Origin of the sequence: Leucobacter celer subsp. astrifaciens (assembly GCF_001273835.1) — a bacterium.
In the GTDB taxonomy this organism is placed as follows: domain Bacteria; phylum Actinomycetota; class Actinomycetes; order Actinomycetales; family Microbacteriaceae; genus Leucobacter; species Leucobacter celer.
This window is the reverse complement of sequence record NZ_JHEI01000133.1, coordinates 300,022-313,499: the sequence shown is the minus strand read 5'-3', so window position 1 is coordinate 313,499 and position 13,478 is coordinate 300,022. Positions and strand designations below refer to the sequence as shown.

The 13,478-nt window shown below is 70.0% G+C and carries 12 protein-coding genes; all 12 read right to left on the bottom strand.

Annotated features, from left to right (window positions below; all coding sequences use genetic code 11):
• Window positions 1-5: 5 nt before the first annotated feature.
• The 12 genes from AMS65_RS03825 to folE all read right to left on the bottom strand — a co-directional run bounded on the left by AMS65_RS03825 (window position 6) and on the right by folE (window position 13,473).
• On the bottom strand, window positions 6-1,226 hold the full coding sequence (locus AMS65_RS03825) for a serine hydrolase domain-containing protein (protein ID WP_053382829.1): 1,221 nt from the start codon (window positions 1,224-1,226) through the stop codon (window positions 6-8).
• 22 nt (window positions 1,227-1,248) lie between these two features.
• Window positions 1,249-3,162, bottom strand: a complete 1,914-nt coding sequence (locus tag AMS65_RS03820) for a biotin carboxylase (protein ID WP_157502051.1) — start codon at window positions 3,160-3,162, stop codon at window positions 1,249-1,251.
• A 113-nt stretch (window positions 3,163-3,275) separates the two neighbouring features.
• Entirely contained in the window at window positions 3,276-4,757 is a 1,482-nt protein-coding gene (gene cls, locus AMS65_RS03815) for a cardiolipin synthase (RefSeq protein ID WP_053382828.1), read from the bottom strand.
• A gap of 76 nt (window positions 4,758-4,833) precedes the next feature.
• Window positions 4,834-5,013 carry a hypothetical protein gene (locus AMS65_RS03810; RefSeq protein ID WP_053382827.1) on the bottom strand — a complete coding sequence of 60 codons (180 nt, stop codon included), beginning with the start codon at window positions 5,011-5,013 and terminating at the stop codon, window positions 4,834-4,836.
• A 185-nt stretch (window positions 5,014-5,198) separates the two neighbouring features.
• Window positions 5,199-6,737, bottom strand: a complete 1,539-nt coding sequence (lysS, locus tag AMS65_RS03805; RefSeq protein WP_053382826.1) for a lysine--tRNA ligase — start codon at window positions 6,735-6,737, stop codon at window positions 5,199-5,201.
• Between the two features lie 305 nt (window positions 6,738-7,042).
• Window positions 7,043-7,798, bottom strand: coding sequence for a Rossmann-like and DUF2520 domain-containing protein (locus AMS65_RS03800; protein ID WP_053382825.1), 756 nt, complete (start codon window positions 7,796-7,798; stop codon window positions 7,043-7,045).
• Complete coding sequence (locus AMS65_RS03795; protein ID WP_053382824.1) at window positions 7,795-9,684, bottom strand: PH domain-containing protein; 1,890 nt, start codon at window positions 9,682-9,684, stop codon at window positions 7,795-7,797. Before AMS65_RS03795 ends, AMS65_RS03800 begins: the two co-directional genes overlap by 4 nt.
• A complete protein-coding gene (locus AMS65_RS03790; protein WP_394324716.1) occupies window positions 9,681-10,259 on the bottom strand; it encodes a PH domain-containing protein in 579 nt (192 codons plus the stop codon). Before AMS65_RS03790 ends, AMS65_RS03795 begins: the two co-directional genes overlap by 4 nt.
• Before the next feature lie 162 nt (window positions 10,260-10,421).
• Complete coding sequence (locus AMS65_RS03785; RefSeq protein ID WP_053382823.1) at window positions 10,422-10,937, bottom strand: DUF3180 family protein; 516 nt, start codon at window positions 10,935-10,937, stop codon at window positions 10,422-10,424.
• Window positions 10,924-11,445, bottom strand: coding sequence for a 2-amino-4-hydroxy-6-hydroxymethyldihydropteridine diphosphokinase (gene folK, locus AMS65_RS03780; protein WP_053382822.1), 522 nt, complete (start codon window positions 11,443-11,445; stop codon window positions 10,924-10,926). Before folK ends, AMS65_RS03785 begins: the two co-directional genes overlap by 14 nt.
• Complete coding sequence (gene folP, locus AMS65_RS18645) at window positions 11,442-12,887, bottom strand: dihydropteroate synthase (RefSeq protein ID WP_075200822.1); 1,446 nt, start codon at window positions 12,885-12,887, stop codon at window positions 11,442-11,444. The genes folK and folP overlap by 4 nt, the downstream gene beginning before the upstream one ends.
• The gene (gene folE / locus AMS65_RS03770) at window positions 12,880-13,473 is read right to left on the bottom strand and encodes a GTP cyclohydrolase I (RefSeq protein ID WP_053382821.1); all 594 of its coding nucleotides are present in this window, start codon (window positions 13,471-13,473) and stop codon (window positions 12,880-12,882) included. The genes folP and folE overlap by 8 nt, the downstream gene beginning before the upstream one ends.
• Window positions 13,474-13,478: the final 5 nt, after the last annotated feature.

Sequence of the window (13,478 nt, the reverse complement as noted above, 5' to 3'; positions counted from 1 at the left end):
GCGGTTCAGATCTCGCCGCGGTTCAGAGCCCAGGAGGCGACTTCGAAGGCCCGCACCGTCCAGAAGAGCTTCTCTGCATCCTGCGGGGTGGGCCAGCTCGAGACTTTGACCCCGACGACCCCCGTGGTCCGATTCATGTAGATCATCTGGCCGTGGATGCCGAGCGCGAGCATCACGTCGCCGCTCTCGCCGGGGAACCAGAACCCGTTGCGGTACATGCCGCCCGGCATCAGCGTCGGCTCGGGTGCGTTGGCGAAGGCATCGCGCGAATCCGGACCGCCCGCGAAGGTGTCCTCGACCCACCACTCCGGCAGCACCTGCGCACCGTCGAGCGCCCGACCCTGATCGGTGAAGAGATGCCCGAAGCGGGCGAGATCCCGCATCGCGGCGGACACCCCGCCGTCGAACATGCCGGATCCGACGCTGTCGATACCGACGTGCGCGTCGAACTCCGCTCCCATCGGCTGCCACAGCCGCTCCGACATCACGTCGGCCGCGTGCCTTCCCGCCGCGCCCTGGATCACGAAGCCGAGCGCATCGGTCTCGCAGGACTTGTAGTCGAAGGCGCCGCCGTGCGGGCCGTTCTGGCCGAGCGTGGCGAGGAAGCCGAGCAGCGAGTCCGGCACCTCGGGGTGCTTCTTGGGCGCCCAGCCGATGGCCTCCTCGAGCAGACGCACCTCGGCGTCCTCGTTGAGGTACTCCTCGGAGAAGCGCACGCCCGTTCGCATGTCGACCAGGTTCCGCACCAGCGCCCCCTCGTATCCCGAGCACGCGAGCTCGGGCACGTAGCCCGTCACCAGACCGTCGAGATCGAGTTCACCGCTCGCAGCGAGCAGGCCCGCGGTGGTCGCCGTGAGCGACTTCGACACCGACATCAGCAGGTGCATGCCAGCGGGAAGCAGCGTACCCAGGTACTGCTCTCCGATGATGGCGCCGCGGTGTGACACCATCCAGCCGTCCGTGAACGTGGACTGCATCACCTCGGTGAACGAGGCCGAGCGGTCGTCCCACGGATGCGGCACCTCCAGGCTGCCCAGGTCCGCCGGGCGCTGCGCGAACTCGGTCGCGCGCGCGCCGCGGCGGATCTGGTGTACCGGCAGGAACGACTGGATGTTCTGCATCGACCACTGCAGATAGGGTGCGAACTGCCACTGGTCGAGGGGCGGCACCACCTGGATGAATCCCGTGGTCGGACCGTTCAGCCCGTATCCGGTCTCAGTACTCATCCGTTCATTATCCCACGCAACGCTACTTCCCCTTGGCCGGGGCGGGCTTCGGCGCGGGTTCCTCCCCGTCGACCGGGGTGACCTCGTACATGCCCCGGATCGCATCGATGAGGTATTTGGCGTGCAGCGTCAGGCCTCCGTGGCTCGCCTCGAGGTGCGCCTTCGTGACGAGGATGCCGAGGTCCGCGCCTTTCCAGCGGTAGTCGCCCTCCTTGTAGATGCGCAGGTAGAAGGCCTCGGACTCCGAGGTCAGCAGGTGCCAGTCGAGGTCTCCGTGACTGTAGACCAGGTTGCCGTAGTGATCCAGCACGTACCGGCCCGTGCGCGGAGCCGAGTCGATGCGCTCCACCGAACTGCTGGTGTGCTTGATCACCATGTGGCTCCACTCGTCCTCCGAGGCGAGCTCCTCCCAGCGACGGTTGATCTCGTCGACGTCGACCTCGAAGTCGATCCCCGAGTACTCGAGCAGGTGGAAGGCGAAGAGCGGCACGTCGGCGTAGGCCCCCGCAGTGACGTTGGTGATCGCCGAGGCTCCGCTGACCCGCGGGTTGAGCTCGCCCAGGTAGACGTCGCCGGTATCGGTGTCGAGCAGCACATCGACCTCGAAGAAGCCGCGGTACCCCTCCTTCGCCAGCCGATCGCCGAGCTTGCGCACGAGCTGCACGGCGGCGTGCCGGCTCTCGTCGTCGAGCACGGTCGGGAACATCTCGTTGCCCGCCCAGCCGCCGCGGTAGGGCGTGAGGTCCGCGTGACCGGTGATCTCGGTCATGCACGGACCGACCACGGTGCCGTGCCGTGTGAGTACGGCCTCGATGGCGATCGGGCGGTTGTTGATCCGCTTCATCACCTTGATCTCGACGCCGGTGACCTCATCCGCGATGGCCGCGAACTCGGCTTCGCTGGTCACGAAATAGGTGGTCTTGCCCGAGTCGCCGTAGGCGGTCTGGATCACCAGGTCCTGCCCCAGCTCCGCCGCCTCCGTGACCTTCACCAGCTCGTCCCAGTCCTTGACCGTGGTGAGCGCGTTGGGCACGCTCGGCACACCGACCGAATCGGCGATCTGGGTCGTCACGATCTTCGAGTCGAGGCGCTCCCGTAGTTCATGGCTCGGCAGGATCAGCTCGTAGTCGAGCTCTTCGCAGATGCGCTCGGTCTCCTCGTCGAAGAACACCATCACCACCTGCGGCCGCACGCCGGGCGGCGTGCGGCGCTCGATGTGAGCGCGCACCTCGTGATTGCGCAGCAACCAGTTGTTGATCTCCTCGCCGCTCTCGAACTCGGCGAACGGCTTCTCGGAGGGGGTGAACACCCGCGGATGGGTGCCGTCCCAGCTGTCGTAGTAGGAGATGTAGGAGAACCCGCGCACCCAGCGATCGAGGCCGAGCAGGTTGAAGGCCGTGGCACCGACGAAGAACACGGGCGTATCGCTCGTGCGCAGATAGTGCCGGATCTCGGAGATGTTCTTGAGCTTGGTGAAGCCGCTGCGACCGATCGTGACGGGGCCGGTGACGGGGGCCTTGCGGGGGCGCTTGCTGCGCGTGAGCGGCTTCTTCTCCCGTTTCACCGCTGCGACCGGGGCCGCCTCCGGCGCAGTCGTCTTCGCTGCCGCGGGCTTAGCGGTGGGCTTCGCGGCGGTGGGCTTCGCGGCGGCGGGCTTGGCCGCGGCGGTCTTCGCAGCAGCCGTCTTCGCGGTGGTGGCTTTGGCGGTGGCGGTCTTCGCACGCGTCGTCGAGCTCTTGGCCTTGGCGACGGTCGCCTTCGCCTTCCCCGCCGTCGATTTGGCCCGGGTCGCGGAGGCTTTCGGCTTGCCCGAGGCGGCCGTCCGTTTCGCGGCGGCCGGAGCCGCAGCGGCCGGGGCGGAACCCGTCTCGATCTGCGAGGCCGCGGACACCGCAGCAGCCTCTTCGGGGACATGGGAAGCAGTCTGACGCGCCATTGCGTTTCCTTCCGTCGAATACGGTAGTGGCATGCTTGCACACTCGCGGAGGAAACCAAAATCGACGCCCCAGAGACCTCCGAGGTGCCGCACTGCGGGCCCGAGAACCGGAGCTACTGCAGAGCCGAGGTGAGGCGCGCGAGGCCGTCGAGCAGCTGCGACCTGAGCGGCTGTTTGAGCCACTCCTCGAGCGTCAGCTCCCGCGAATTCGCGCGGTAGTAGTCGCTCACCTCGTCGAGATCCTCGATGAAGCGGCGTCCGTGCACCACCATCGAGATCTCCATGTTGAGCCCGAACGATCGCTGATCCATGTTCGACGACCCCACCACGGCGACCTCGTCGTCGACCGTGAAGTGCTTCGAGTGCAGGATGTAGGGCGGTCGGAACATCCAGATGCGCACGCCCGCGCGCAGCAGCTCCTCGTAATACGAGCGCTGCGCGTGGTAGACCACGGCCTGATCTCCGGTCTCCGAGACGAAGAGCTCGACGTCGACGCCCCGCGCCGTCGCGGCCCGCAGCGCGTTCATGATCGAGCCGTCCGGCACGAAGTACGGGCTCGTGATGCTGATGCGGCGCTGCGCCGTGTACAGCAGCGCGACGAACACCTGCAGGTTGTTCTCGCCCGCGTACCCGGGTCCGCTGGGCACGATCTGGCAGTCGAGCTCCCCCGGCCGGTTCGCCTCGAGCGCCGCCTCGGAGAGGTGGGTCAGGTACTCGCCGGTCTCCAGATACCAGTCGCCCTGGAACACCGCCTCCAAGCCGAGCACGATCGGCCCCTCCACCCGCACCATGAGGTCTTTCCAGTGCAGACCTCTGCGGCGGTTCGACGGCTTGTTGTAGCTCGAGTCGACGAGGTTCTGCGACCCCATGAACCCGACGCGCCCGTCGACGACGATGAGCTTGCGGTGGTTGCGCAGATCCGGCCGCTGATATTCTCCCCGCCACGGCCGCACCGGCAGCATGTAGGCCCAGTCGGCCCCCATCTCGGTGAGGCTGCGAGCCGTGCGCTTGGCCCCCGGGTTGCGCACCGCCGAGACGTGATCGAGCAGCACGCGCACCTGCACGCCGCGCGCCGCCGCCTCGCGCATGGCCGCGAACACGTCATCGGTCGAGTCGTCGTGCACGAGGATGTAGAACTCGATGTGCACGTACTCCTGCGCACCGCGGATCGCCTCGGCCATGCGCTCGAACGATTCCTCGTAGTCGATGGTGACCGATGCCGCGTTGCCGCGCAGCATCGGCTGCGCGCCGAGCGAGCGCCCCAGTTTCACGGCGTTGTCGAGGCCCGGGCTGAGGCGATCCTCCGGGGTGACGAGGCTGCGCTCCTCGCGCTCCGCGATCTGAGCGACGAAGTGGTTGATCGCCTCCTGCTTCTGCTCGCGCTTACGCGGCAGACGTTTGCTCCCGATGATCAGGAAGAGCAGGAGGCCCGGCACCGGCAGCAGGAAGATGGCCATGAGCCAGGCCATTCCGGCTGTCGGGCGGCGATTGCGGGGGACGACGAAGAGGGCGACGATCCGGATCACGTTGTCGATGATGAAGAACGACAGCGTCCAGACGTAGGGCCAGTTGACCTGGAGCCAGCTGAGATCCACGACGCTTCCCTTCCTCCGGCGCGATCGAGCGGTGCAGCCGAGCGGCTGCACTCACTCTATCGGGAGAAAGGGCAGGTCAGAGTTCGTCGCGCGCCGGAAGACCGGCCTTCGCGCGCTCCTCGTTCTCGATCTGCTGGTAGACGCGCCTCTCGGTGCGGTCGGCGCGGAGGATCAGGCGCAGCACAAGCCAGAAGAAGAGCCCGATCAGTACGGTCGGGGTCAGCGACCACACCGCGTTCAGCCACCAGTTGTCCATAGTGCCCCAAGTCTACCCGCCTCTACCCCCAGGGTTCCTGGGATCCCGCGACACGCTCGACCGCGCACGAGTAGAGCGGCGGGGTGTGCGCAGTGTCCTGGGCGCATCAGGGTTGGCGCGGCGCTTGCGACGCGCCGGGGTCCCCTGTCCAAGCCCGGGGCGCTGCGCACGCCCCGCCGCGCAAGCTACTTCACGAGCGGGAAGAGGATCGTCTCGCGGATGCCGAGGCCGGTCAGCGCCATGAGGAGGCGATCCATCCCCATCCCCATCCCTCCCGACGGCGGCATGGCGTGCTCGAGCGCGCGCAGGAAGTCCTCGTCGATGGGCATGGCCTCGTCGTCGCCGCGGGCCGCCTCGGCGGCCTGCTGCACGAAGCGCTCGCGCTGCACCACGGGGTCCACGAGTTCGGAGTAGCCCGTGGCGAGCTCGAAGCCGCGCACGTAGAGATCCCACTTCTCCACGACACCCGGGATCGAGCGGTGGTGGCGGGTGAGCGGGCTCGTCTCGACCGGGAAGTCCATGACGAAGGTGGGTCGGGTGAGCCCGCCCTTCACGAAGTGCTCCCAGAGCTCTTCGACGAGCTTGCCGTGATTGGGCAGGTGCACCTCGACGCCCTCGGCGTCGGCGATGGCCTGCAGATCCTCGACCGGCGTCTCAGGGGTGATCTCGCGCCCGGCGGCTTCCGAGAGCGTGCCGTACATCGAGATGCGGTCCCAGTCGCCGCCCAGGTCGAAGAGGGTGCCGTCGGCCCACTCGACGACGTGGGATCCCTCGCGCTCGGTGCCGGCGTTCGCGGCGAGCGCGGCGTTCTGCACGAGAGCCTGCGTCAGGTCGGCAATGCCGTTGTAGTCGCTGTAGGCCTGGTAGGCCTCGAGCATCGCGAACTCGGGGCTGTGAGTGGAGTCGGCGCCCTCGTTGCGGAAGTTGCGGTTGATCTCGAAGACGCGCTCGAGTCCGCCGACCGCCGCGCGCTTGAGGTACAGCTCGGGGGCGATGCGCAGGTACAGCTCGGTGTCGAACGCGTTCGAGCGCGTCACGAACGGGCGGGCCGACGCGCCGCCGTGCATGGTCTGCAGCATCGGGGTCTCGACCTCGATGAAGTCGCGCTCGGCGAAGGTGCGGCGCAGGCTCGCCATGGTGCGGGCACGGGTGACGACGTTGGTGCGGGCCTGCTCGCGCTGGATGAGGTCGAGGTAGCGCTGGCGCACCCGGGTCTCCTCGTTCAGCTCCGCGTACATGTTGGGCAGCGGGGCGAGCGCCTTGGCCGCGATCCGCCACTCCTTCACCATCACGGACAGCTCACCGCGACGGCTCGAGACGACCTCGCCGCTCACGAAGAGGTGGTCGCCCAGATCGACGAGCTCCTTGTACTGGGCGAGCGACTCCTCGCCCACCTCGGCGAGGCTCACCATCGCCTGGATGCGGGTACCGTCGCCGGCCTGCAGCGAGGCGAAGCAGAGCTTGCCGGTGTTGCGCTGGAAGACGACGCGGCCCGCGATGCCCACGGTCTCGCCGGAGGGACTGTCGGGCACCTCCTCGAGGTGCGCCCACTTGGCGCGCACCGCGGGGATGGTGGTGGTGACGGGCACCGACACCGGGTAGGCGCCGCCCGCCAGGTCGGCCTGAGCGTTCAGCTTCTCGCGCTTCTCCAGGCGCACGCGCTTCTGCTCGAAGATCTCCTCGGCGTTCTCGCTGCTCTCGGCGGGTGCGGTCTGCTCGCTCATCTGGGCGGGTTCCTCTGATGGTTTCGGATTCTGTGATTCGGATCTCTGCGCTCGACCAGCCCGCGTGGGCACGGCGCGCACCCGATCCGAGGATTCGGGCGTACCGATCCATCTTAGAGGTTCCGCCGCTCGGGGGCCTCAAGACTCGGGGGCGCACGCGATCCACCGCCGCCCTGCGCGGACCTCACCCGTCGCACAGGGGAAGCCCCGTCATGCAGGAGCAATTCCTCGCAACCGTCCTGCACTACTGGTTTTCACCTGTGCGACGGGTGAGGTCCGCACAGGATGACGGGGTGAAGGCGCCGCTACTCGCGCTGGCCGGTGCCCGGATCCTGCTCGGGATCCGGGCCGGGATCGAGATGCAGCTCGGGATCCGCGCCCGCGGCCGCGATCAGCTCCTCCTCGATCGCGGCGCGCACGACACCGCCCACCGCACGATCGGGGCGCTCGACTCCGATGGCGCGCAGCGCGTCGGCGGCCTGCCGCACCACGGCTCGCGAGAACTCGGCGGCGGCGGCAATCGCCTCGGCGTAGGCGGGGCGATCCGCCTCGGCCACGACCACGGGCTCGGCCCCCATCTCGACGGCGAGCGCCTGGCCGATCGGCAGCACCGGTGTGGGCGCGGTGACCGCGACCGTCGCGCCCGAGAGTCGGCTCAGGTCGAGACTCGTGCCGGTGAACACGATGGCGGGGTGGAGCGCGAGCGGGATCACGCCAGCGGCGAGCGCCGGCGCGAAGACGCCGTATCCGTGCTCGGCGGCGGTGTGAATGGCGAGCTGACCCGGCTGCCACGCCCCGGTGGCGGCGAGCCCGCTCACGAGCCCGGGCAACTCGGCGCCGGGGATGGCGAACAGCACGAGTTCGGAGCGGCGCACCACCTCCGCGGGATCGAGGATCGGCACTCCGGGCAGCATGCTCTCGGCGCGCTCCCAGCTCTCCTCGCTGATCGCCGAGATTCCGGTAATGGCGTGCCCCGCGCCGGCGAGCGCCCGCGCCAGCACCGGCCCCACCCGCCCGGCGCCGATCACACCGACACCGAGGCGCGACTCCGCGACGCTCACGCGGGACTCTCCCCGGTGCTCGACTGCGCTGCACCCGGCTCGACGGTCGGCGGATCGGCGCTCGGCGGCTCCGTCGCCTCCGTTTCCCTGCTCTGCTCCCCGAGACCCTGCTCCTCGGTACTCCGATCCTCAGCGCTCAGGTCTCCGATGCCCCGGGCATCCGCTCCCTGCACGCGCAGCACGACCGAGACGAGCTCGTCGAACAGCCGCTGCGCGGCGCCGAGCTCGATCCCGCGCATCTCCATGCGCACCGGCCCGAGCACGGTGTGCGCCTGCAGCGAAGCCAGCCCGAGGAAGCGGTGCGCCAGCGGCCTGCGCAGCTGCACCGACTGCGCGCGCACGATCGGCATGATCGAGAGCGAGCGGGTCAGCGCACCGCGGCGCACGCGCAGCGTGGCGTTCTGCGTCTCGGCGTCGGCGATGTCGACGCCCGCGCGCCGCCGCCCCCACCACAGCACCCAGCCGGCGCGCGGACCGGCTCCGAGATACCCGCTCGCGGCACCGGACAGTCCGTCGCGCAGCCCGGCGATCTCGTGCTCGTCGTCGCCGAGGCCCGGCAGCAGGGTCTCGAAGACGCGCAGCACGTCGGATTCCACGCCGACGGGCAGCACCACGTTCTGCGTGCTGTTCTGGCCTCCCTGTGCCACCGAGTGCCCGGCCGTGGTGATGCGCACCTTCCACCAGCCCAGCGGGCGCCACAGCAGCGGCTGCCGCGCCTCCACCGCGTGGATACGGCCGAACGGAATCGACTCGGTCGTGGTCGAGGTCAGCCCCGATCCCGTGCGGACGGAGTCGCGCCCCCTCGACAGCGAGAAGTTGAAACCCTTGTTGAACTGGCTGAAGGTGATGCTGGCCATCACGATGAGCATCGGGATCACGCCGAGGATCAGCGCCGGCTCCAGCACGGCCCCGCCCACGACGATGCCGATCAGGATCAGCACGGTGATCACCGATTCCCAGCTGAGCGCGATGCTTCCCGCGAGACGCCCCACCGGAACCCGCACCAGTGCCTGCGTCGCGGCGGCCTCGGGATCGATGTCGATATCGGCGAAGTCCTGCGCGCGCTCGGCCAGCTTGCCGCTCGCCTCGGCGTAGGCCCGGCCCGCGAAGTCGACTGCCGCCGGCGCTGCGATTTCCGGTTCGCCCCGTTTCGCCGCGGCACGGCGGATGATCTGCTCCCGCACGAGCTTGGCGTCGCGATGTCCGAGGAAGGCGAGCTCGACCTTGCCGCCTTGGCCCGCGGTGAGCACCTCGATCTTCGTGAGCCCCAGTGCACGCGCGAGCAGCGAACGCTGCAGATTGACGCTCTGGATACGCTCGAGCGGTGCGCGCCGGTGGTTGCGGAAGAGCACTCCGCGCCGAGCCTCGACCGCCTCGGCCGTGATGCGATAGGTCGAGAAGCGCCACGCGATCCACGAGAAGAACACGATCAGCAGGATCGCCGCGGCCGCGATGCCGAGCGCGACGAGCACCAGCCCCTCCTCCACGAGATACTCGACCAGGTCGACCACGTCGCCCTCGCCGGACATGTCGACGTCCACACGATCGTTGTCGCGCAGGATCCCGCTGACGAAGAGCACCTCGACGAAGCGGTCGCGGAAGTTCGCGACGATGATGCCCGCGATCACGAGCAGCACGAGCCCGCCGCGCAGCAGCGGCGAGAGCGGATGCAGCCGCCGCCACCCCTCGGCGTCGGCCGTACCCGGCAGCACGGCATCGGCCGCGGTCTCGACTACGCTCTCGGTCACGGGTTCGAGCGCAGCGGCGGCGGATCCCGCGGCGGCAGCAGCGGCAGAAGCATCAGCGGCGCTGACGGCCTCAGCACCGGTATCCTCAGCACCGGTATCCTCGGCACCGATATCCTCGGCGCCGTTCCGGTCGGTCACAGACCCGACCTCCGCGTCTCCGCCAATTCGACCAGGCGGTCCCGCAGCGCCTCGGCATCCTCGAAGCGCAAGCCGGGCAGGTGCACGCCCGTGGCCGCCGATGCCGTCACGAACTTGAGGGTCGCGAGACCGAGCGCCCGCAGCAGCGGCCCGCGGGTCACGTCGACGAGTTGCAGCCGGCCGTAGGGCACCGCGATCACACGCTCGAACATGATGCCGCGGCGGAACAACAGGTCGTCCTCGCGCAGGATGTAGCCGATCGCGCGCACACGGCGGAAGGCCAGCAGCGCGTTGACGATGAGCACCGCGATCACGATCGGCAGGATGATGTAGGGCGCCGGCGGCACCTCCTCGCCCCCGAGGACCACGACGACGACGAGCGCGGCGCCGACGAGCAGCACCAGCAGCAGGTTGAGGCACAGATCCGCCCAGGCGTACGAGGGCGACACGCGCTGCCACTCGGCGCCGCCGGTCGGCCACGCATCGTTCGGCGCGATGCTCGCCTCGGCACTCGCCTCCGCGGCTCTCGCCTCGACGGGCACGGATTCCTGGTACTCGGTCGCTTCCTCGTTCACGTCTCCCACCCTAGGCCCACTCTCGGATGGTGAGCCGGATCCGGATCGGCCGAGATCCCGTTTCTCGCCGGTTCCGGGGGCCGGGAGCGGCAGAAAGCGGGATCTGAGCGGGATCTGAGCGGTATGCCTCGCCCATGGCGGCACGTCGCCTGCCCCGGATGCTCAGGGCTTGCGGAATGCGGTCTGATCAGCGGGCCCGGGTTCGGGATCGGGTCCGCCGTCCTCCGCGTCGTCGCCGCCCGGCGGGACGCGACAGCAGCGCTCGGCGTAGACCGCGCATCCGACGAGCACCGCGCCGCCCAGCAGCACGAGGAGCATGGGGATCCACGTCTGGGGCGGGGCCGGCACCGTGCGCCCGAGCACCGTGATCGCGAGTCCGCCGCCGAAGCCGCCGAGCAGCGCACCGACGATCTGCCCCGCTCGCGCCGCGGCGAGCAGGCGCACCGCCTGGAACGGGTTGACCGCACCCGGCCCCTTCTGCAGCGCGCGTCGCAGCCGGATCCCGAACACCAGCAGCACGGCGGCGATCAGCACGAGCGACGCCGGCAGCGAGAGCGGCGGCACCAACGGCGGTGCGCCGCGGTTCGAGAGCGCGAACTGCACGAGCATCCCCAGCACCGCCCCCGCCACCGCGACGGCCAGCACGAGCAGCGGGTTGCTGCGCTCAACCCTGCGCATCGGCGGGCTCCTCGAACGGTCGTGTCGTGTCTCCCAGGCGCGCCAGCAGCGCGTCCACGCGCCCGTGCCCCATCAGCACGGCATCGGGATCGAGGTCGAGCCAGGGCGACAGCACGAAGTCCCGCTCGTGGGCGCGGGGGTGCGGAACGGTGAGGCGCTCGTCCTTGATGACCCGGCCGCCGTAGAGGATCACGTCGATGTCGAGGGTGCGATCCCCCCAGCGCACATCGCGCCTCCGACCGTGCGCGGCCTCGATGCGCTGCGTCAGATCGAGCAGTTCGTGGGGCGACAGCGAAGTCTCCGCGACGGCGACGCCGTTGAGATAGCGGGGTGCGTCGAGATCAGGGCCGGACTCGGTGAGCGCGATGGTCTCGCGCAGCGGCGACGCGACGAGGCCGCGGATCCCCGACGCCTCGGCGAGCTCGCGCTGCGCCGCACGGATCGTCTCGCCGCGATCCCCCAGATTGGCGCCGAAGGCGAAGAGCACCTGCACGATCTGCGCGATCACCCTGCGTCCTCCGTGTCGGTCCGGATCCCGCGGCTGCGGGCCTCGCCCGGGATCGGCGCCCGCCGCACCACGGTCACCGAGACGTCGGAGAAGACGGCCTCGATCGGGGCGTCCGGCTTGTGCACCGTGATCGTCGCGCTGCGCACTCCCGCGAAGCCGAGCGCCACCGCGGCGACCCGCTCGGCGACGGTCTCGATGAGGTCGACCGGGTCGCGCTGCACCGCCCCGAGGATGGCCTCGGCCAGTTCACCGTAGTGGACCGTTCGCGCGAGCTGGTCCCCCGCAGCCGCGGCGTGCAGGTCGACGGCCACCTCGGCGTCGATGATGAACCGCTGCCCGCGCTCGCGCTCGAAGTCGAACACGCCGTGGTGGGCGAAGACCTCGAGCCCGGTCAGGGTGATGCGGTCGGACGGCAGCCCGCCGTGCGCGGCGGGGGCCGCGGCGTCTGCGGTGCCTGGATCCTGCGACTCCTTCGTCGCGCAGGATGACGGAGGGGGCGTCGCGCTGGATGACAGAGGTGGGGTCGCGGAGGGCGACAGAGGCGAGGTCGCGGAGACGCGATGCGTTCCCCGCTGGAATCTGCGCGCCACGGCGAGCGCCTGCACGGTCCCGGCGACGTCGTGCACGCGCACCCCCCAGGCCCCGGCTCCGGCGGCGAGCGCGCTCGTCACCGACGTCGCCAGGTCGCGCTCGTGCACGCCATCCGCCGCGTGCGTCGCGCGAGCTGCTTGCGGCAGTTCCGCGAGCGCGTCGGCGATCATGCGCTTGCGCGACGCGCCGACGAGCACCGGGTACCCGAGCGCGAGGAGCGCGTCGAGGTGAGCGAGCAGCGCCCAGCTCTGGTCGCCCGTCTTATCGAAGCCGAGGCCGGGGTCGAGCACGATGTGCGCGGGATCGACGCCGGCTCGGACCGCCTCACGGGCGCGCAACGCGAGCGCGTCGCGCACCTCTGCGACGACGTCGGCGTAGTCGGAGCGCTGGTGCGCGGGGTCGGGGATGCCCCGCCAGTGTCCCGCGATGAAACCGACTCCGTGATCCCGGCTCGATCGGGCCGCGACACGCAGCATCTCGGGATCGTGGGAGCCGCCGGACACGTCGTTGATGAAGCGGGCGCCCGCCGCGACGGCCGCTGCCGCGGTGGCGGCGTGGATGGTGTCAATGGACACCGCGATGCCTCGCCCGGCCAGATCCTCGATCGCCCCGATCACCCGGCGCTGCTCCTCGTGCGGGGGCACGGGATCGGCTCCGGGCCGGGTCGATTCGCCGCCGACGTCGACGATGTCGGCGCCCTGCGCCACGAGTTCGAGGCCGCGGGCGACGGCGCGCTCGCGCGAGTCGAATCGGCCGCCGTCGCTGAAGGAGTCGGGCGTGACATTGAGCACACCCATCACGACGCACGCGCCCGACTCGATCCGAATCGGGTTCGCGACGACGTCACCCACGAGCCGACCTCGCGCTCTCGCCGCCGAGCAGCGCGAACACCCCGGCCTGTTCCGCCGGGTCGCTGAGGCTGCCGCGCGATGCCACGGTGATCGCCAGCGCCTCGGTCTGCCGCACGCCGCGATCGGCGACGCAACCGTGACTCGCCTCCAGCACCACGAGTACGCCCCTGGGCGCGAGCCCGTCCTCGATGGTCTGAGCGATCTGCTCGCCGAGCCGCTCCTGCACCTGCGGTCGAGCCGCGAGCACCTCGACCACGCGCGGGATCGCGCTGAGCCCCACCACCCGGGCATCCGGTCGGTAGGCCACGTGGGCACGCCCGCGGAAGGGCAGCAGGTGATGCTCGCACACCGAGCGCAGCACAATGTCCCGCACCAGCACCAGCTCGCCGGTGTCGGATCCCACGGGAACGGAATCCGACAGCAGTCGTGTCGCATCCTGCCCCACGCCCGAGAAGAACTCGGCGTACGCCTCGGCGACGCGGAACGGGGTGCTCGCGAGCTCCGGGCTGTCGGGATCGGAGCCGATCGCGCTCAGCAGCTCGCGCACCGCCGCTGCGATGCGCTCGCGGTCAACGGTCTCTCCCATGGGCG

Bases quoted from the DNA above. Each gene is read 5' to 3' on its own strand.
- AMS65_RS03825 (WP_053382829.1), bottom strand. From the start codon at position 1,226: ATGAGTACTGAGACCGGATACGGGCTGAACGGTCCGACCACGGGATTC.
- AMS65_RS03785 (WP_053382823.1), bottom strand. From the start codon at position 10,937: ATGCGCAGGGTTGAGCGCAGCAACCCGCTGCTCGTGCTGGCCGTCGCG.
- lysS (WP_053382826.1), bottom strand. From the start codon at position 6,737: ATGAGCGAGCAGACCGCACCCGCCGAGAGCAGCGAGAACGCCGAGGAG.
- folE (WP_053382821.1), bottom strand. From the start codon at position 13,473: ATGGGAGAGACCGTTGACCGCGAGCGCATCGCAGCGGCGGTGCGCGAG.
- AMS65_RS03810 (WP_053382827.1), bottom strand. From the start codon at position 5,013: ATGGACAACTGGTGGCTGAACGCGGTGTGGTCGCTGACCCCGACCGTA.
- AMS65_RS03820 (WP_157502051.1), bottom strand. From the start codon at position 3,162: ATGGCGCGTCAGACTGCTTCCCATGTCCCCGAAGAGGCTGCTGCGGTG.